The following is a 17,147-nucleotide window of genomic DNA, read 5'->3' as shown; positions in this document are numbered from 1 at the left end:
GGCCCGGATCCGAAACCCACCAAATCATCCGCCGCCGAACCCTGCCGGTTTGCCCGGAACACGCGCCTCCGCGGGGAAGGTTGGTACAGCAGCCGCTGCGGACGCTGCAGTGGCGGGGCGCAGGAGGGTCGGAGCGGGCTTTGGCGTCGCACGATCCCTGGCTCGCTCCGCAAGTCTACGACCGATGCGAGGGGCCACGGAGTCGGTGATCACCTGACGACTGGTCACCTGCGCTGCGTAGAAGAAGTCTCGCTTGGCTGCTTCCAGCCATTCGAAGAACGCCGCCCGGCGTTCCGGATGTTCGGCCCACTTGTCGGCGAAGTTCTCCAAGGGGTCAGACGGGTTTGGTATGTAGGACCGGACGCCATCGAAGCCTATGAAGCTGTGCATGTTGGTCAGGATCGAAACGAGAGCCTGGCCGATTGTTTCCTCGCCTTCGTATGCGTGGGCGGACAGGGTCGTGAGGATCACCGAGATCGGTTTGACATCCTTGCGTTCCGCGAACATCTGATCGCGATGCCGTTTCAAGATCATGATCGCCTGTTGCAGTGGGGTGACAACCCGGTATTCGGGAATGCTCTCAACGCTGGCTTGGGCCGCTTCGGCAAGCTTGCGGCGCTTGCGCGAGAAAGCCACGGCCATCCGCGAACGGAACCAGTTGGCATAGCCCTTTGGGTTGGAACGGGGCCAGTCGGTGGTGGGCTGATAGAACAGGGGGTGCTTGTTGTCCGTGATGGCGATCGCGGTGCCGGCCCACTGCGCGTCTAGGCCGCGAGACTCCAGCAACAACCGCGTGGCCGCGCCATTTGGGAGCGCCGGCACGATATCCATGTGGAACTGGGCGCCATCGGCATATTCTAGCGTCCAGCAACGACGGCCTTCGCCGAGCGGCTTCACCATTGCCTGTGCCGTGCGATACGCCTCGATCTCGACCCGAAGCAGTTCCTTGAGTGTGTACTGGGTCAACTGTCCCTTCGTCAGGGCGGTCAACTCGCAAACCGAGTCGATGTCGTAGTGCCCGCTTTCGTCCTCGGGTTTGACTACCGTACCCAGTCGGAACGAACCCTGGGAGTAGACTTGCGGGTCGTATTGTTTCACCTTCGAAGCGTCGCGATGCAGCCACTTGCCCAGCGACTCGTATCGGGCGACCGCCTGCTCATGTCTGGTGGGCGAGATCGTGAGCTCGTCTGCTAGTGCTTCGAGGAAGCCCTCGGCTTCCTTTGTAATCGTAACCATCGCGCCCTCATCCTGCTGACCCAGTGATGAGCACGACCACCGGCGCTTGCGCCGGAAGGCGCATGTCGTCCGACAACTTGGATAGGCCATGTCCCAAGACCTGACCAAGTGCGTCACGACGGACGAACCTGAATGGATAGTGCCCCGCGGCGATTCCCGCTTACTATATCTATGTTGGCGTCGAAAGCCGATCAAGGTGGCCTTGTTCGACGACTTGGCAGTAACAACACCCGAAGCTTGGGCTATCGGGCCGGTAGATATTATGCATCTGAGCTCGACCGAGATACCCCTCCGGTCGTCCCGCTCGATAAAGCAAATCCGCCAAAGTTAGGGGTCACGGAGCTGCTGGCGTCATTTAGAAAGAAAGACGAATAGGGATCACACTGACGGGAGAAAAATGGAACAACTAGACCGCATCATTCGGGAAGCCACCGCAGCTATTGATGTCTATTTCCAGTTGCCTGTGGATGGGGGCGACCCTGTCTACCGCGAGCGCGTCTACTGCTACGAACTATATCATCAGATGAGATCGCTCTGGCCACAAGACTCTCGGTTTTCCCTTAACGGCGAAGTCGATAAGCGAGCGCATCCTCAGTGGGGGCGCATTCAGGCCCGCATCGCCGCTCCCGATATGCTGGTGCACACGCCGGGCCACATGGATGGCAACCATTGCGTCATTGAGATCAAGCCAGGTAACGCGCGCCGCGGGGGCATCGAAAAAGACCTTCTGACCCTATCGCAGTTCCGGGATCGTGCGGGCTACGAGCGAGCGATCCTTCTATTCTACGGCGGCATTCCAGATGTGCTTGAGGCAGCGATCGGGGACGCAGGGCAACTGCCTGAGATCGAGTACTGGTTTCACCCAGCGCATCACATCCCCGCCGAGCGCTTTCGATAGCGTCTTGACACCCTAGCCATTCGAAAGTCCGCGCCCCCGTCCTCAGAAGTCCATCCCACCTCTGGGGGCAAAGGTGCCAATGTGCCCTGGCTCGCCCATGTCCGTTTCTGGGCTCCGACCGCCGCTAGTGTAGTAACCGAGATGAGGCGCAAAGACGTCGTTGAGTCATGGTCAGCCCCATGTCCGCTAAGCGCCCTCATTGCGTTAAGCCGAAATAGTATATTTTTGGAAGCGGTTTCCTCGGTTTTAATAAGATATGCGCTTAGTTATCGGATGACCGCTTGGACTTTTCTTTTGGCACAAAGTCGTGGGCTTCCCGCAACTTATTTAGGATGGTGGTATTATCCGAACCTGGTAGCCTCTTTAGATCCATTTCACTCTTTATCCTCGCGGTAACATCACTTTTCGCCGTCGCAGGGTTATATCTATAGCTCTCCGACATTACTTTTATTATCGCGAGAAAGGTCTTTCGTTCAGTTTGACTTAATACCTTTTCAGCAAGCTGGCCTTTTAGATGTTCAACTGCGCGAGCGAGATCCTCTTTTTCATTCATCAACTGAGTCAGGCGATTTTCGTGCCCTTGGGTCACTTTGCGCCTCGCTCTAAGCTCAGATTCCAGCTCTGATGCCACTTCAATTTCCGCTGTTTTTGCCCACTCGACAAACAACTGAGGCTCAATAGGGTTCTCATTAACAGGCCTATCTCCGAGCAGGCCTGCGTCAACCGCCCGCTGCACTATCGTGCACAACTGATGGTATTTATAGACAAACGGCGACTGTTTGTCCAATTTCGATAAACTGGAAGCATTTACAATCTCCGGCGCTTTCCCCAAACATAATGATACCGTCTCTGCGACAGACCAAGTCGGCATCTTGCTCCAATACGGAAAATCCGCAATAGCTCGATCTTCATTGAAGAATTGAAAGCGGTCTTTTTCCGCATCTTCTAGTGAAGACTTCGCAAAATAATCTTCATTTTTCATAAATTTTAGTTCATACTCTCGTTTTTTGTAAAGCTTTTCCTGTAGATCAACAGCCTCCATAAGGATCGTTCGCTGGTCAGCAGATAACTCAACAGCAGTGCCTGAAGGTGAAAGAATCGCGTCACGAACTGCAAGACGCAATTTTCGAGGGTTATCTTCATCTATATCTTGAAACTCGTCCAGAATTCCCTCACACAATTCGATGAATTCGGGATACCTTCGTTCAACAATATCGGTGATAAGGTCATCCTTCCCGCTAATTCTTTTTTTTGTCACTTTCATGGACACCTCAGAATTTAATTATATTTCCTAGATTGGAAAGTAATTGATGGAAAACAATTTAGGCCTGATAGCCCCGTGCATTGTCCAGATATTCAGACCACCAACCTAACATTTTACGGCGGTCCACAAGCCATTCCGCCGTGTTATATGCTGCCCGAACATCGCTTCGCTCGCTATGGGCAAGTTGGCGCTCAATCCAATCTCGATTGAACCCATGCTCATTCAGAATGGTGCTAGCTGTCCCGCGAAAACCGTGAACAGTCGCTCGAGAATGGTAGCCCATTCTATAAAGAGCGTAGATCAATGTGTTCTGAGAAATCACACCGTCTTTGGTCGGCGCCGGCAGAATGTGCCGGCTTGTCCCTGCAAGATGCTTTAACTCGCTCAGTATGGCCGTCACCTGCGGCGTAAGCGGAACCAGATGCTCATTTCGTGTTTTCATTCGATGCGCCGGAATGCGCCACACCGGTGAACTCCCATCAAGACTCTCAAGTTCCTGCCACTGGCCAAACCTCAGCTCTGCCGTCCTCAGGAACGTGTGCACGATCAGCTTCAAAGCCAGTGCCGTCGCTCGCTCGCCTTGATATTGTTCTAGGCTTCGAAGGAATGCCGGCAACTCGCCTGCTTTAAGGGCGGCGCGATGTTTTGGCGCTCCAGCACTCCTCAACGCACCTCTCAAATCTTGAGACGGATCTCTCGATGCTCTTCCACTCGCGATCGCAAATCGAAACACCTGACCGGCGATTTGCAGTATACGTTTGGCCAGTACGATGGCACCACGTTTTTCGATCGCGCGGATAACTTGCAGTAGTTCAGGTGGCTCAATCGCGTTGATGGGCCGATGCCCCATGACGTCGAGAACATCAGACTGAAGGCGGCGCCATATTCGATCTGAGTATCCTGGCGTCCAAGCGTGTTTTCGCGCACCAAACCACTCCTCAGCCACCTTTTCGAGCGTATTTGAAGCCTTAAGTTTCGCTTCACGCTTTGCGATCTTCTTTTGCTCAGCAGGATCCAAGCCTTTGGCCATGAGTTCTTTTGCATCTTGGCGCAGGCGGCGCGCATCCTTCAATCCAACCGCAGGGAAGGCTCCAAAAGCTAGCGTTTTTTGTTTCAGCTGGAAGCGATAGGCGAGCCGCCAAAGTTTTCCTCCAGTTGGCTGTACAAGCAGAAACAGCCCGCCGCCGTCGCTTAACTTACGCGGCTTATCTCCGGCCTTGGCGTTTCGGCAAGAAGCATCAGAGAGAGGCATATGTTGGCATTTCCGTTAGTCGCTGTTGGCATACCAAAAAATGTACCAACAATCTAGCGAGATGTCCTCGCACTGAGCAAGACGCTACTGGCCGAGGAATTGAGCAATTGCTTAGGATTGTACCGGCGTATCACACTTAGCCGCATCATGTCGGATGAAGAATGGTGGGCCCGGAGGGACTCGAACCCCCAACCAAGCGGTTATGAGCCGCCGGCTCTAACCATTGAGCTACAGGCCCCACGCGCGCTGGATTAGTGTTTTTCCTTGCGCGGCACAAGGCTTTCCGGACGGGCTGGCCGAGATCGCCCAAATCAGCCCATATTCGCGCCCTAGTCGACAGGCGCGACTGGATCGCACACCGAGGAGATTTTCATGACCAGACATATTTTGCCGCTCGCACTTGCCGCCGCGATCGCTTTTCCGGCGATGGCAAGCGCTGCCGATTCGCTGCCCCCGCCCCGCATCATCGTGTCGGGTGAAGGCCAGTCGACCGTGGCGCCTGACCTGGCGCTGCTGACGCTCAGCGTCATGCGCGAGGCCAAGACCGCACGCGCGGCACTCGACGCCAACAACGACGCCATGGCCGCCGTGATCGCGGCAATGAAGTCGGCAGGGATCAAGGACCGCGACCTGCAGACCGCCGGCATCCAGATCAACCCGCGTTACAACTACACCAACAAACCGGACGGCAGCCAGGAAGCCGAGCTTGTCGCCTACCAGGTGACCAACACACTCTCGGTGCGCATCCGCGACATCGACAAAACAGGTGAGATTCTCGACAAGGCTGTGTCGCTCGGCGTCAATCAGGGCGGAGGCATTTCGTTCTCCAACGAAGACCCGAAAGCTGCCGTCACCGAAGCCCGCAAGAAGGCGGTCGCCGATGCCATGGCCAAGGCCAAGACGCTGGCCGAAGCCGCCGGCGTCAGCATCGGCCGGGTGCTGGAAATCACCGACCAGAACGTTGCGCCGGCGCCGATGCCGATCAATGCCAAGGCCTTCGATGCGGCAGGCGCCGCGGTTCCCGTGCAGGCCGGCGAGAATGCCTACGCCGTGCAGGTAACAGTTACATTCGAGCTTAAGTAGCAGGCCGCCGGGCCGGGCGCGGTTCTGCTGAACCCGTCGGCCGGAACCGCAGATTTCCGACATGAAAAGCCCCGGAGGACTGGCCTCCGGGGTTTTTTCGAGCCGCACCTTTCCGCGGAGGGAAAGGGGCTCCTGGCTGACCCTAGAAGGGTCATGCCGCTACTCCAGGCTGATCCTCGCAGAGGAACATGCCTCCGGATCGACCTTCGCAGAAGGTCGTATCTCAGACTGATCTTCGCAGAAGATCAGTCTGGTTCTCTAGCGATAGATAACCGGGCAGCCGCGCTCATTGGCGAACACGACCACTACGCGATCGCCATACTGGCGGCCGGCGACCTTCACCACGCGGCGATTGACATCGACGATACGGACGCGGTGCAGGCCCATGCGCTCGGCCTTGTCGAGGGCGCGGTCCGGCGAGCAGCGGCGCCAATTGCGGTCACGGCGAAAGCCGTCCTCATCGTCGCCGGTGTAGACGCCGACGCGGCGGTCATGGTTGTTGCCGAAGCCGAGATAGATCGAGTCCGCCTGGGCGGGCACTGCGGCAAGGGTGCCGAGAGCTACGAGACCCGAAAGGGCTGCCGTCTTGAATGAGTTGAACATTGTCTTCTCTCCTTGTTGAGGGCTTGCGCCCGTCTTGGTCGAACCGATGGGGGGAGAATGCTCCTTGCAATCTGAACTCTTCGCGAACCGGCCGTTCATTTTCGGTTAATCTGCCCGACAGGTCAAAAGCAACCGCCCCTTCCACCGCTGCAAACGATCCTGACCGTCAAAAACGTCCAATGGCGCGGAACGCCCTATGGCAACGTCCGTTCCAGAATGCTCAGGGCTCGTCGTCGAGCATATAGTCGAAATAATTGTCCGGCTCGGCCAGATCGGTCTCACTGGCGCGGACGCGGCCGCGCATGGAGATGCCGGCATCATGAACGGTCTCGGCACTTCCCGACACCAGCCTGTGCCACCAATAGAGGTCGTGCCCCTCGGCAACCAGCCGGTAGGCACAGGTTTTCGGCAGCCACGTGATGGTGCGCACATTCTGCGGCGTCAGCCCGACACAGTCCGGCACGCGCGCCAGCCGGTTGGCATAGTCCGAACAGCGGCAGCTTTGCCCATCGAACAGCCGGCAGCCGACTGATGTCCAGTAGATCTCGCCGGTATCCTCGTCCTCGAGTTTAGACAGGCAGCATTTTCCGCAGCCGTCGCACAGCGATTCCCACTCGGTGGGCGTCATCGCTTCCAGCGTCTTGGTCTTCCAGAACGGCGTTTCCATTATGGGTCGAGATGTGGCCTCCGCATGCGGCAAGGTCAAGCTGTTGTGTGACTTCAAGTTCCGGCCGCACCATAGGAAAAACATGAAGTTGCCTTCAAAACGCCGGTCAATCGTCCTTGGGTGCGGGTAATGCCTGCAAACCGGAACCAATCCGGTCAAGGACAGTTTGGGCAGGGATGGGACCCCACAAGGAGAATTTAAGATGAAACGCCAACCACGGGTACTGGCAGGTACGGCACTTGGCCTGCTTATGGCATCCGCGCCGTTGGGCGCATCCCCGTTGCAGGGCAACGCCGTTTTCGGCCCCTTGCAGCACACGGCCGCGCCACTGATCCTGGTCCAGGACGACCCTGCTGCAGATGGTCAGCAGACCGACCAGGAACTGCCGCGCAAAAAGAAACGCCAGCAGGCCGAACAGGCAGCGCCGGCCGCCGAGCAGCCTGCACCGGCTGCAGAGCAACCCGCCCCTGCCGCCGAGGAACAACAGCCGCGCAGGAAGAAGCGGGATCAGCAGCAGACCGAGCAGGCCCCGGCCGAACAGGCCGCACCTGCCGCCGAGGAACAGCAGCCGCGCAAAAAGAAGCGCAATCAACAGCAGCAGATCGAGGCGGCGCCTGCGGATGAGGGCGGCGCCCAGGCAGCGCCGGCGACCGATGAGCAGCCGCTCAAGCCACGCAAGAAGAAGCGTGACCAGCAGCAGATCGAGGCAGCACCGGCTGAACAACCGGCCGAACAGGTAGCTCCGGCAAATGAAGAACAGCCGCTAAAGCCACGCAAGAAGAAGCGCGACCAACAGCAGATCGAAGCGGCGCCCGCTGAACAGCCGGCCCAGCAGCCTGCCGAGCAGGCAGCGCCCACCGAACAGGTGGCGCCGGCAAACGACAACAAGTCGGGCAAGAAAAAGCGCAAGCAGGATCAGCAGATCGAGGCCGCGCCCGCCGACAAAGCGCCAGACGTCAAAGTTGCGCCTGCCGGAGAGCCCGCGCCGCAGGCCGAGCCGATTCAGCCCCCGGCCGATCAGCAAGCGGCTCCCGCCGAAGGTGAACAGCCGAAGGATCAGGCGAAAAAGCACGGCAAAAAAACTGTCGGCGAACAGCCGGTGACGGGCGAACAGCAGCCTGCGACCGGTGAACCACAGCCTGCGGAGCAACCGGCCAATGCCGAGCAGCCCGCGCAAGGTGAGACGCCGGCGCAAGGCGAAGCCACGGCCAACCCCGACGAAGCACCCATCCTGGACAGCCAGAAGGATGCCAGGCGCAAGCACCGCAAGGACCAGGGCGGCAACAGCCAGAATGGCGACGGCCAAAATGGGAACGGCCAGAATGCTGGCGGCCAGACGGGCGAGCAGCCCGCGCAGGGCGGCACCGAGGCGCAAGCCCCGAAGCCGGCTCCGGTCGACCAGGGACCGCCGCCCACCGACGACAAGTCAGCTCAGCAGGCAATTCAGCCAGAAAAGATCGCCCCGGTGACGGAGGAAAAAGGCAAACGCGTCGAGCGTGCACCCGATGAGAACGTCCGCGACCGCCGGCGTCCGAAAGGCGTCGACGTCGTCAAGGAACTCGGCGACCGCGTCATCCTGCAGTTCAACAACCAGACGATCGTGGAAAGCAATGACGCTCCGCGCATGCACCGCGGCGCCAGGAATGTTTACTATGAGGAACTGTCGGGCGATCGCTCTCGGGAAATCGTCGAGCGCGACAATGGCATCCAGATCGTCACCATCCGCAACCGCAATGGCGACGTCATCAGGCGATCGCGCATCACGCCGGATGGGCACGAATATGTGCTGAGCTATGTCGACGAGCGCAGCTATGACGACGACAATGACTGGCGCGATCCCGGTGACGACCTGCCGCCGATGCGGCTCACCATCCCGCGCCGCGAGTACATCCTCGATTCGGAAGATGTCGAAAGCCCGGACGATTATTACGAGTTCCTCGAACAACCGCCGGTGGAGAAGGTCCAGCGCCTCTACTCCATCGACGAAGTGAAGCGTTCGGCGCGCGTGCGCGACATTGCCCGTCGCGTCGACCTCGATACATTGAACTTCGAGTTCGGCTCGGCCTCGATATCCGACACCGAAGTGCAGAAACTGGAAGGCGTCGCCACGGCCATGGAGAAACTGTTGAAGAAGAACCCGGCCGAAACCTTCCTGATCGAAGGCCACACCGATGCGGTTGGCACGCCGGAAGCAAACCTTGCTCTGTCCGACCGGCGCGCTGAGTCTGTCGCCGAAGCGCTGACCAATGCCTTCGGGATCCCGCCGGAAAACCTGACCACTCAGGGCTATGGCGAGGAATACCTGAAGGTCAACACCACGGCGCCCAACCGCGAGAACCGCCGTGTCGGCATCCGTCGCATCACCTCGCTGGTGGCACCGGTGGCGAGTAACAATTGATCTGCTTTCCAATGGCTTGAGCAGCTTTCTGGAATCAGATCGACAACAAGGACCCATCCCGGCAGATCGGGATGGGTCGAGCTGCGGACAGCAATCCCGGTTCAGCAAGAATTGTACTGGTATTAGAACCGGCTCATTGAATAGAGCGGCCGCCCTCCCCAGATTCAAGCCTGGGCGTTCCCTGCCCCGTCCCGACTCCAGCGGGATGCATTGAACCCCGCCGGCCCTCCCGGCGGGGTTTTTTTGCGTCGCAATTTGCCTTGCAAACTGCGGCAAGCTGATCGAAATACCCCAGTCGACCTCAGAAAGCTGACCGGAACCGCTGCATGAAACGTCTCGAACTCGCCATCGAATCGATCATCCTCGCCTCACGCTGGCTGCTGGTGGTTTTCTACATCGGGCTGGCCCTGGCGCTCGCCGTCTATGCGCTGTCCTTCGGCAAGAAACTCTACGAGTTCGTCATGGTGGCCTTCACACTCGACGACACCGACACCATCCTGAAAATGCTCGGCCTCATCGACGCCGCACTTGTCGCCTCGCTGGTGGTGATGGTGATCATCTCCGGCTACGAGAATTTCGTCAGCCGTTTCGACGACCAGGATGGCGGCGTACACTGGCTGGGTACCATCGATGTCGGCTCGCTGAAGGTCAAGGTCGCCTCGACCATCGTCGCTATTTCCTCGATCCACCTGCTGCAGGTGTTCCTGAATTCCTCTTCCTATACGATCGACCAGCTGATGTGGCTGACCATCATCCACCTCGCCTTCGTCGTCTCGGCGCTGATGCTGGCCTATATCGACCGGCTGATGGGACTGAGCAAAGGCAAGAAGGGCGAGGAGTGATGAGCCCCTTTCTCCCCGTTCATAGGGAGGTGAGGCTGGTCCGCACAGCGGGCGAAAAGCCAATTGCTTGGTTTTTCGAACAACGCCGGTAGGCGGATGGGGGGCAGCGCCGGCGGCCCGTGATTTCCGTCAGTAGATGCTTTTGACGTTCGTCGGCGAATTGGCAAATACCGCGTCCGGCACGAAAAAGTCGCCGGCCAGCGGCCCGGTCGCGCCCGGCGCATAGACCGCGAAATCGGTCACGCCCTCGGCCCGCAGCACCTCTTCATCAATGTAGAAATTGCCTGATGTCTCGCGCGATGGCCGCAGGAAGATGGCGTGTGCGGCATCGGCCATGATGTCGGGCAAGCGGCTCATCGCCGCGACCGTCGCGCCACCGAGCAGATTGCGCACCGCCGCCGTGTCGATGGTCGAGATCGGCCACAGCGAATTGACCGCGATGCCGTCCTTGGCAAACTCGGCGCTCATCCCCAGCGTGCACATCGACATGCCGAACTTGGCCATGGTGTAGGCGACATGGTTCTTGAACCATTTGGCCTTCATATCGAGCGGCGGTGCCAGATTCAGAATGTGAGGATTCTCAGCCAACTTCAGGTGGGGAACGCACATTTTCGACACCAGGAAAGTGCCGCGCGTGTTGATCTGGTGCATCAGATCGTAGCGCTTCATGTCGGTCTCCAGCGTGCCGGTGAGCTGGATGGCGCTGGCATTGTTGACGCAGATATCGATGCCGCCGAACTTTTCGACGGTCTTGGCAACCGCCTCAGCCACCTGCGCCTCCTCGCGGATGTCGCACAAAACAGGCAGCGCCTTGCCGCCGGCCTGCTCGATCTCCTCAGCTGCCGAGTAGATCGTGCCCGGCAGCTTCGGATGCGGCTCGGCGGTCTTGGCCGCGATCGTCACATTGGCGCCGTCGCGCGCAGCTCGCAGCGCGATCGAAAGACCGATGCCGCGCGACCCGCCGGAGATGAACAGCGTCTTTCCCTTGAGCGACATGTCTTGGCACCTCCCTTGCTACATCACTGACGCGAACCATTGCGCGGCGGCAATGCACTGCGCAAGGCCTCGGCAGCCTGCAACGGGTTACGCAACGTAGGCTCAAATGGATAAGGGGGTTAGACCAGCACCAGGCCCTGCCGCATCGCGATCGCGATGGCATCCGTGCGGTTCGCAGCACCCAGCTTGATCAGGATCGCGGCGACGTGGAACTTTGCCGTGTGCACGGAGATGTTCAGCCGCCGCGCGATCACCTTGTTGGGCGCGCCTTCGGCCAGCAGCGCCAGCACTTCGGCCTCGCGCGGCGACAGCGCCGGACGGGCGGTAGCGCCATCGTCCAACGGCTCCTCGCCGAACAGCCCGCTATGGCTTCCGCCGTTGGCGGCGCCATCGAAATCGTCGTGGCGAGCGGGCGTCGAACGCCCATCCCTGGACACCCGGTAGCCGGCCGCCGCCAGTCTGACGGCAGCCGCGATCAGATTCGCATCCGACGCCAAAGGCAGCACGGCAAGCACCCGGTTTTCCGGCCGGCCACCGCTCGCGGATAGCAGCACCCGTGGGATTGCGCTGTTGCCACCATCGGCCCGATCGAGCCAGGCCGCACTGTTCGCAACAGCGTCATCGACGACAGCGACGTCGGCAATCCCGCTGCCGGCCACGACCGGAAGCAGATCGTCCGCCATGGCAAGCGAAGCCGACAGGCGCTCGGCACGCGCGGCATCGTGCAGCGCGATCAGCACCACGAGCTGGCGTCCGCCGCCCGCCACCTCCGGCCCACCCGCCTCCGATCCACTCGCCTCCGGCCTTGTCAGCGTGTCGCTTTCCATCGCCCCTCTCAGCTCAGCGGCTTTTCACCGACGGTCAGCGCGACATCGCGCTGCTCGCCGCCGCGCACCACGCCGAGCGTCACCGCGGCGCCCGCGCTATCCGGCCCAAGCTTTCGGATCAGTTCGCGCGGGCCGTGCACGGCCTCGCCATTCCACGCCACGATGATGTCGCCCAGCGCAAGGCCGGCGGCCTTGGCCGGACCATTGTCGTCGAGGCTCATGACCATGGCGCCGCGCGCCGCGCCGTCACGGATCGGGTGCAGGCCGGCGCCGAGATAGCCGCGCGCGACATGGCCCTTTTCACGCAGCGTCGCCACGGCCCGCTCGATCGTCTCATAAGGCATGACCAGCGCACGACCACGTGGCCCAAACAGCAGCATGCCGATCAGCGCGCCCTTGGCGTCAAGCACCGGCCCGCCCTCGAAACGGCCGCCGGCATTGACGGCGAGATTGATGCGCCGATCGATGCTGCCGCCGCGCATCGAGCGCCAGGCGGGGCCGACCTCGCCGACCGAACCCGATACGGCCAGCGCCGAACCCTGACTACTGCCGATGGCGATGGCAAGATTGCCGGGCCGTACCGCGTCAGCCTTGGCCAGCGCAGGCGCTGCGGCAGCGCCGGCCGGCTTCAGAAGCGCTACGCCGGTCGACGGATCGCGACCGACCAGTTCGGCCTTCACCGCTTCGCCCGAAGCCAATGTCAATTCGATCTCCTCACCGGCCTCGACAGCTTCCTCGGCGGTGACGAAATAGCCGTCACGCCAGTGGAAGGCGCTGGCGGTGCGATGGTGATGGGTGGTGAAACTTGCCGTTGCCGGCGCAGCCTTGGCGGCGAGATCGGCGATGGCCTCGGAAAATGCATTAAGGTTGAAGTCACTCATGATGATCTCCTGGGTTTTCTCATGCCCCAGATATCGCTCGGCAGTGCGCCCGGAGGTACTCGTCTGACGGCTAGTTACTGGTTTGACTGGCCATCTGGTCAGGTCGCGGCAGTTCGAGCCGCTCCGCACATATAGTCATCATCGCGCCTGAAAACACGGAGCCCCGCCAATGGCCCTCGCCGCCCACGAGTTCGAAACCGACGACACACTGCTCGACGCCTATTCGACGACAGTCGCCGACGCCGTCGACCGCATCGGCCCAGCCGTCTGCCGCATCGAGCGCGTCGGTGGCCAAGGTGGCCATGGCTCCGGCTTCGTCATCACCCCGGACGGGCTGGTCGTCACCAATTTCCATGTCGTTGGCGATGCCAAAACGGTGCGCGTCTCTATGCCCGACGGCGCCTCCAGCGAAGGCCGTGTGCTAGGCCGCGACCCCGACACCGACATCGCGCTGGTGCGCGCCGATGGCAGCTTCACCGAAGTCGCGCCGCTCGGCGATTCCAAGCGGCTGCGGCGCGGCCAGATCGCCATTGCCATCGGCAATCCGCTCGGCTTCGAATGGACCGTAACGTCAGGTGTGGTCTCCGCACTTGGCCGTTCGATGCGCGCCTCGACCGGGCGGCTGATCGACGATGTCGTCCAGACCGATGCCGCGCTCAATCCCGGCAATTCCGGCGGACCGCTGGTGTCGTCGGCAGGCGAAGTCATCGGCGTCAACACCGCCATGATCCACGGCGCGCAAGGCATCGCCTTCGCGGTCGCTTCCAACACCGCCAACTTCGTCATTTCGGAGATCATCCGCTTCGGCCGCGTGCGGCGCGCCTTCATCGGCATCTCGGCCGACACCACCAGTTTGCCGCGCCGCGCAGCGCTCCTGTCGCAGGTGACCACCAGTACTGCGGTGCGGCTGCGCAGCGTCGAGAAAGACGGACCCGCGGCGAAGGCCGGCCTCAGGGAAGGCGACATCATCGCGGCGATAGACGGTCGCCCGGTCACCGGCGTCGACGACCTCGTGCGCATGCTCGACGCCGAACGCATCGGCCGCGAGACGCTATGCACAGTGGTGCGCCGCACCGGCGTCAGCCAGGTGACGGTGACGCCGGTAGCAAGGGCGAGCTGAGCCTTTATCGAGGCTTGAGCACCCGCCCGAGCAGCGACACCAGCAGTCGCGCAAGGTCACCGGTCGGGTCGAGGTCGGGATCGTAGATCGTCATGTCCAAGCCGGTGCAGCGCTGGTCCGCTGCCAGCGCCGACAGAATGGCAACGAGTTCATCGGGGTCGATGCCGGGGCTGCCGGGCGAATCCACCGCCGGCATCACCGTCTGGTCGAGCACATCGACATCGAGATGCAGCCAGTAGGGACAGCCGGCGCGCGCCAGCGTCGCTCTTGTCTTTTGCAACACTCCAGCCGCGCCGAGTTCCTGCGCGGCAAAGACGTCGATGCGCGTCACGGCGGTCGCATTGATGTCGGGCCAGGCAAAATCGGCATCGCGGCTCTCGCGTTCGCCGATCTGAACCACCGCATCGTCGGCGACGAGCGGACCGACAACACCTGGCCATTGCGCCAGCAAAGCCTCGCCGCGTCCGGTGGCAAGTGCCAGATCCATGCCGGCAACCGAGCCGAGTGAGGCATTGACATCGTAGTTGCCGGGATGGCGGAAATCGCTGTGGCCATCGAAATGGATCAGGGCGACTGCGCCCGAGCGCCGCGCGGCGACCAGTGCGCCAAGCAGGATCGAGCAGTCGCCGCCGATGATCAGCGGGAACTCGCCTTGCCCAAGCGCACGGGTGACGATCTCGGCAAGATCGAGGTTGAAGCGGCGGATCGCCGGACCATTACGCAGCCTAGTGCCCGGTTGCGGTTCGGTACTGTAGGCGGGTCTGTCGAGATCGACCACCCGCCCCGGCGCCAGCGACTCGATCAAACCAGCTTCGCTCAGCGCCTGCGGCGCACGCCAGGTGCCGGGCACATGGCCCGGCTCCAAGGGCCGAAGGCCGAGATTGGATGGCGCACGAACAAGGCAGATGTCACGCATGCGGCAGGCCCAGCTTCAACATCACCAACATAGACCGCATGGTGCGGGTCCGGCCACAGCGGCCGGAGCCGCTGCCGACATTTGCTGCCATCGTTCAGGCGCCCGCCGCGCCCGCCGCGAATTGCGCCTGAAATTCCGGGCTGAGCGGGATCGGCTTGATGACGTCGATCAGCACGCCATTGGGATCCCTGGTGATGAAATGGCGCTGGCCGAAGGGTTCGTCGCGCAGCGGGCACAGGATCGGCAGGCCGGCCGCAACGATCCGTTCATAGACAGCATCAGGATCCCTCACCTCGAAATTGATCAGCAGCCCCGATGTGCGGCCGCGCCCCCCCTCGGGGATCGTCTCGTGGTCGCCCTGGGCGATACCGAGATTGACCCGGCGATCCTCGGCAGACTGCAGATGCACATACCAGTCGCTCGCAAACAGCGGCTTGAAGCGGAAGTGATTGATATAGAAGGCTTTTGTGCCGGCTACGTCGCCCGTCATCAGCACCGGATAATAGCTCGTCGTCTTCATCTTTCTTTCTCCCGTCAGCCAACATACAGTTTGCATGTAATTCGAAATAACATACAGGCTGCATGTATGCAACGAGAAACCCCGCGCCGCTCCAACCGCGACCGCACCGAAGCGACGCGCGCCGACCTGATCGCTGCGGCGCGCAAACTGTTCATCGAAAAGTCCTATGCCGAGACCGGCACGCCGGAGATCGTTGCGGCCGCCGGCGTCACCCGCGGCGCGCTCTATCACCACTTTGCCGACAAGCAGGCGCTGTTTGCCGCCGTGGTCGAGCAGGAGGCGGCGGCGGTGGCGCAAGAGATCGAGCGCGCCTCGCCGCCTTCTTTGTTTGCCCGCAATGCGCTGATTGCCGGCTCGGACGCCTATCTCGCCGCCATGCGCGCGCCCGGCCGCACGCGGCTTTTGCTGCTCGACGGGCCGGCCGTGCTTGGCCGCGCCGCCATGGATGCGATCGACAATCGCCACGGCAACCGGTCGCTGCGCGAAGGCCTGGTTGCGGCGATGCGCGAACAGTCGATGACCAGACTGCCTGCCGATGCGCTGACCGCTTTGCTCGCCGCTGCCTTCGACCGCGCAGCACTTGCCGTCGAGGCCGGCGCCTCGGCCGAAGACTATCGCGCCGTGCTCATGGCTCTGATCGATGGGCTGTCTCCGGCTCGCCCTCAGGCAGGTCGTCCGGTTCGAACTCGTTGAAGCAGCCGAGCTGGCGTTTGAACTGGTCGATCAGCCAGGCCGCCGCCGGTTTCGGGCTGCGGTCGGCGCGGTGCATGGCATAGAGCGATGAGCGCACCTCGCTAAAGGGTTCAAGGTCGAGTTCGACCAGCCTGCCGCTGGCCAAATCGTCCGCGATCAGCCAGCGCGGCAACCCGCCCCAGCCCAGCCCCTCGCGCATCAACGTATGCTTGATACGCACGTCTGTCAGCCGCCATGTACGATAGGCAAAGACGCCGAAGTCTCGTCCCTTGGTGCGTTCCGACTGGTCGGTGACAACCAGCTGGGTGTGCTCGCGCGCATCCTCGAGCGCCACCGGTTTCGGCAGCAGTGCCAGAGGATGGGTGGGGGCGGCAGCCAGCACGATCGACATGAAGCCGATGCGCACGAGATGCACGTCGACCTCGCCCAGCAGGCCACCGATGCCAAGATCCGACTGTCCGCTGACGACATGGTCGGGGATCAGACCGAGCGTGCCGATATGCAGTCGCATCATCACGGTCGGGAACTGCGCCTCGAACGCCTTCAGCACCCGCACCAGCACCGGCGAGGGCAGCGCCGCGTCAACCGATAGCGAAACTTCAGCCTCCAGCCCCTGATGGTGACCGTCGGCACGCGAACGGATGCGCTGCAGCACGCCGACCATTCGCCGGGCGTCCTCCAGCATCGCCCGGCCGATTTCGGTCAACTGCGGCTCGCGCGTGCCCTCGCGCTCGAACAGTTTCAGGCCAAGCTGCGCTTCAAGATTGGCGATGCCGTAGCTGATGACGGACTGCGCGCGGTTAAGCTTGCGGCCGGCGGCTGAGAAGCTGCCGGTGTCGGCGACCGCAACCAGGATCTGCAATTGGTCGAGCGTCGGATTGGGCTGCACGGCATACCTACTTTATGGATGGATCATATAGATAATATACCAGTTTTTTGGATGGGTCGGTA

The 17,147-nt window shown here is 61.3% G+C and carries 17 protein-coding genes and 1 tRNA gene; 6 read left to right on the top strand and 12 right to left on the bottom strand.

Features of this window, described 5'->3' with window-relative positions:
- Positions 1 to 24: 24 nt before the first annotated feature.
- A complete protein-coding gene (locus X751_RS154890; RefSeq protein WP_023744362.1) occupies positions 25 to 1,236 on the bottom strand; it encodes a nucleotidyltransferase in 1,212 nt (403 codons plus the stop codon).
- 397 nt (positions 1,237 to 1,633) lie between these two features.
- Here X751_RS154890 and X751_RS0132965 point away from each other — a divergent pair, with 397 nt between their 5' ends.
- Entirely contained in the window at positions 1,634 to 2,134 is a 501-nt protein-coding gene (locus X751_RS0132965) for a hypothetical protein (protein ID WP_023744361.1), read from the top strand.
- Between the two features lie 262 nt (positions 2,135 to 2,396).
- Here X751_RS0132965 and X751_RS154895 read toward each other — a convergent pair whose 3' ends face one another.
- The 3 genes from X751_RS154895 to X751_RS154905 form a co-directional block, all read right to left on the bottom strand.
- Positions 2,397 to 3,398, bottom strand: coding sequence for a hypothetical protein (locus X751_RS154895; RefSeq protein WP_023744360.1), 1,002 nt, complete (start codon positions 3,396 to 3,398; stop codon positions 2,397 to 2,399).
- A 58-nt stretch (positions 3,399 to 3,456) separates the two neighbouring features.
- Complete coding sequence (locus X751_RS154900) at positions 3,457 to 4,650, bottom strand: integrase arm-type DNA-binding domain-containing protein (protein ID WP_023744359.1); 1,194 nt, start codon at positions 4,648 to 4,650, stop codon at positions 3,457 to 3,459.
- A gap of 162 nt (positions 4,651 to 4,812) precedes the next feature.
- A tRNA-Ile gene (locus X751_RS154905) sits at positions 4,813 to 4,888 on the bottom strand.
- Between the two features lie 134 nt (positions 4,889 to 5,022).
- Here X751_RS154905 and X751_RS154910 point away from each other — a divergent pair.
- Positions 5,023 to 5,733, top strand: coding sequence for an SIMPL domain-containing protein (locus X751_RS154910; RefSeq protein WP_023672467.1), 711 nt, complete (start codon positions 5,023 to 5,025; stop codon positions 5,731 to 5,733).
- Positions 5,734 to 5,991: 258 nt separating this feature from the next.
- On the opposite strand, the gene X751_RS01000000163640 is transcribed toward X751_RS154910, so the two are convergent.
- Entirely contained in the window at positions 5,992 to 6,336 is a 345-nt protein-coding gene (locus X751_RS01000000163640; protein ID WP_023672466.1) for a hypothetical protein, read from the bottom strand.
- 220 nt (positions 6,337 to 6,556) lie between these two features.
- Complete coding sequence (locus X751_RS154915; RefSeq protein ID WP_023744358.1) at positions 6,557 to 7,003, bottom strand: YcgN family cysteine cluster protein; 447 nt, start codon at positions 7,001 to 7,003, stop codon at positions 6,557 to 6,559.
- Between the two features lie 202 nt (positions 7,004 to 7,205).
- Here X751_RS154915 and X751_RS154920 point away from each other — a divergent pair, with 202 nt between their 5' ends.
- Together X751_RS154920 and X751_RS154925 are read left to right on the top strand one after the other, a co-directional pair.
- Positions 7,206 to 9,401 (top strand): OmpA family protein, encoded by a 2,196-nt coding sequence (locus X751_RS154920; protein WP_023744357.1) that lies wholly within the window; start codon positions 7,206 to 7,208, stop codon positions 9,399 to 9,401.
- Positions 9,402 to 9,727: 326 nt separating this feature from the next.
- Positions 9,728 to 10,243, top strand: a complete 516-nt coding sequence (locus X751_RS154925) for a TIGR00645 family protein (RefSeq protein ID WP_023672463.1) — start codon at positions 9,728 to 9,730, stop codon at positions 10,241 to 10,243.
- Positions 10,244 to 10,372: 129 nt separating this feature from the next.
- On the opposite strand, the gene X751_RS154930 is transcribed toward X751_RS154925, so the two are convergent.
- From X751_RS154930 to X751_RS154935, 3 genes are all read right to left on the bottom strand, one after another.
- Entirely contained in the window at positions 10,373 to 11,239 is an 867-nt protein-coding gene (locus X751_RS154930) for an NAD(P)-dependent oxidoreductase (protein ID WP_023744356.1), read from the bottom strand.
- Positions 11,240 to 11,358: 119 nt separating this feature from the next.
- Positions 11,359 to 12,066, bottom strand: a complete 708-nt coding sequence (locus X751_RS1000000166845) for a helix-turn-helix transcriptional regulator (RefSeq protein ID WP_156936368.1) — start codon at positions 12,064 to 12,066, stop codon at positions 11,359 to 11,361.
- An 8-nt stretch (positions 12,067 to 12,074) separates the two neighbouring features.
- Positions 12,075 to 12,947, bottom strand: a complete 873-nt coding sequence (locus tag X751_RS154935; RefSeq protein WP_023744355.1) for a S1C family serine protease — start codon at positions 12,945 to 12,947, stop codon at positions 12,075 to 12,077.
- A gap of 169 nt (positions 12,948 to 13,116) precedes the next feature.
- Between X751_RS154935 and X751_RS154940 the strand changes: the two genes are divergently transcribed.
- Complete coding sequence (locus tag X751_RS154940; protein ID WP_023744354.1) at positions 13,117 to 14,067, top strand: trypsin-like peptidase domain-containing protein; 951 nt, start codon at positions 13,117 to 13,119, stop codon at positions 14,065 to 14,067.
- A gap of 4 nt (positions 14,068 to 14,071) precedes the next feature.
- Here X751_RS154940 and X751_RS154945 read toward each other — a convergent pair whose 3' ends face one another.
- Both X751_RS154945 and X751_RS154950 read right to left on the bottom strand, forming a co-directional pair.
- Positions 14,072 to 14,983 (bottom strand): arginase family protein, encoded by a 912-nt coding sequence (locus X751_RS154945; protein WP_023744353.1) that lies wholly within the window; start codon positions 14,981 to 14,983, stop codon positions 14,072 to 14,074.
- Positions 14,984 to 15,077: 94 nt separating this feature from the next.
- Positions 15,078 to 15,503, bottom strand: coding sequence for a VOC family protein (locus tag X751_RS154950; protein ID WP_023744352.1), 426 nt, complete (start codon positions 15,501 to 15,503; stop codon positions 15,078 to 15,080).
- 66 nt (positions 15,504 to 15,569) lie between these two features.
- Here X751_RS154950 and X751_RS154955 point away from each other — a divergent pair, with 66 nt between their 5' ends.
- Positions 15,570 to 16,196, top strand: coding sequence for a TetR/AcrR family transcriptional regulator (locus X751_RS154955; protein ID WP_023691512.1), 627 nt, complete (start codon positions 15,570 to 15,572; stop codon positions 16,194 to 16,196).
- Here the strand turns inward: X751_RS154955 and X751_RS154960 are convergent.
- Complete coding sequence (locus X751_RS154960; protein ID WP_023744351.1) at positions 16,129 to 17,085, bottom strand: LysR family transcriptional regulator; 957 nt, start codon at positions 17,083 to 17,085, stop codon at positions 16,129 to 16,131. The two genes, X751_RS154955 and X751_RS154960, sit on opposite strands and share 68 nt — an antisense overlap.
- Between the last annotated feature and the right edge of the window lie 62 nt (positions 17,086 to 17,147).

The organism is Mesorhizobium sp. LNJC394B00 (assembly GCF_000502555.1).
GTDB lineage: Bacteria > Pseudomonadota > Alphaproteobacteria > Rhizobiales > Rhizobiaceae > Mesorhizobium.
Note: the sequence above shows the minus strand (reverse complement) of the source record. Positions and strands in the feature narration are given on the sequence as shown.

Excerpts from the sequence above, each read along its gene's own strand:
- X751_RS154890 (WP_023744362.1), bottom strand. The coding sequence starts at position 1,236 with ATGGTTACGATTACAAAGGAAGCCGAGGGCTTCCTCGAAGCACTAGCA.
- X751_RS0132965 (WP_023744361.1), top strand. The coding sequence starts at position 1,634 with ATGGAACAACTAGACCGCATCATTCGGGAAGCCACCGCAGCTATTGAT.
- X751_RS154895 (WP_023744360.1), bottom strand. The coding sequence starts at position 3,398 with ATGAAAGTGACAAAAAAAAGAATTAGCGGGAAGGATGACCTTATCACC.
- X751_RS154900 (WP_023744359.1), bottom strand. The coding sequence starts at position 4,650 with ATGCCTCTCTCTGATGCTTCTTGCCGAAACGCCAAGGCCGGAGATAAG.
- X751_RS154910 (WP_023672467.1), top strand. The coding sequence starts at position 5,023 with ATGACCAGACATATTTTGCCGCTCGCACTTGCCGCCGCGATCGCTTTT.
- X751_RS01000000163640 (WP_023672466.1), bottom strand. The coding sequence starts at position 6,336 with ATGTTCAACTCATTCAAGACGGCAGCCCTTTCGGGTCTCGTAGCTCTC.
- X751_RS154915 (WP_023744358.1), bottom strand. The coding sequence starts at position 7,003 with ATGGAAACGCCGTTCTGGAAGACCAAGACGCTGGAAGCGATGACGCCC.
- X751_RS154920 (WP_023744357.1), top strand. The coding sequence starts at position 7,206 with ATGAAACGCCAACCACGGGTACTGGCAGGTACGGCACTTGGCCTGCTT.
- X751_RS154925 (WP_023672463.1), top strand. The coding sequence starts at position 9,728 with ATGAAACGTCTCGAACTCGCCATCGAATCGATCATCCTCGCCTCACGC.
- X751_RS154930 (WP_023744356.1), bottom strand. The coding sequence starts at position 11,239 with ATGTCGCTCAAGGGAAAGACGCTGTTCATCTCCGGCGGGTCGCGCGGC.
- X751_RS1000000166845 (WP_156936368.1), bottom strand. The coding sequence starts at position 12,066 with ATGGAAAGCGACACGCTGACAAGGCCGGAGGCGAGTGGATCGGAGGCG.
- X751_RS154935 (WP_023744355.1), bottom strand. The coding sequence starts at position 12,947 with ATGAGTGACTTCAACCTTAATGCATTTTCCGAGGCCATCGCCGATCTC.
- X751_RS154940 (WP_023744354.1), top strand. The coding sequence starts at position 13,117 with ATGGCCCTCGCCGCCCACGAGTTCGAAACCGACGACACACTGCTCGAC.
- X751_RS154945 (WP_023744353.1), bottom strand. The coding sequence starts at position 14,983 with ATGCGTGACATCTGCCTTGTTCGTGCGCCATCCAATCTCGGCCTTCGG.
- X751_RS154950 (WP_023744352.1), bottom strand. The coding sequence starts at position 15,503 with ATGAAGACGACGAGCTATTATCCGGTGCTGATGACGGGCGACGTAGCC.
- X751_RS154955 (WP_023691512.1), top strand. The coding sequence starts at position 15,570 with ATGCAACGAGAAACCCCGCGCCGCTCCAACCGCGACCGCACCGAAGCG.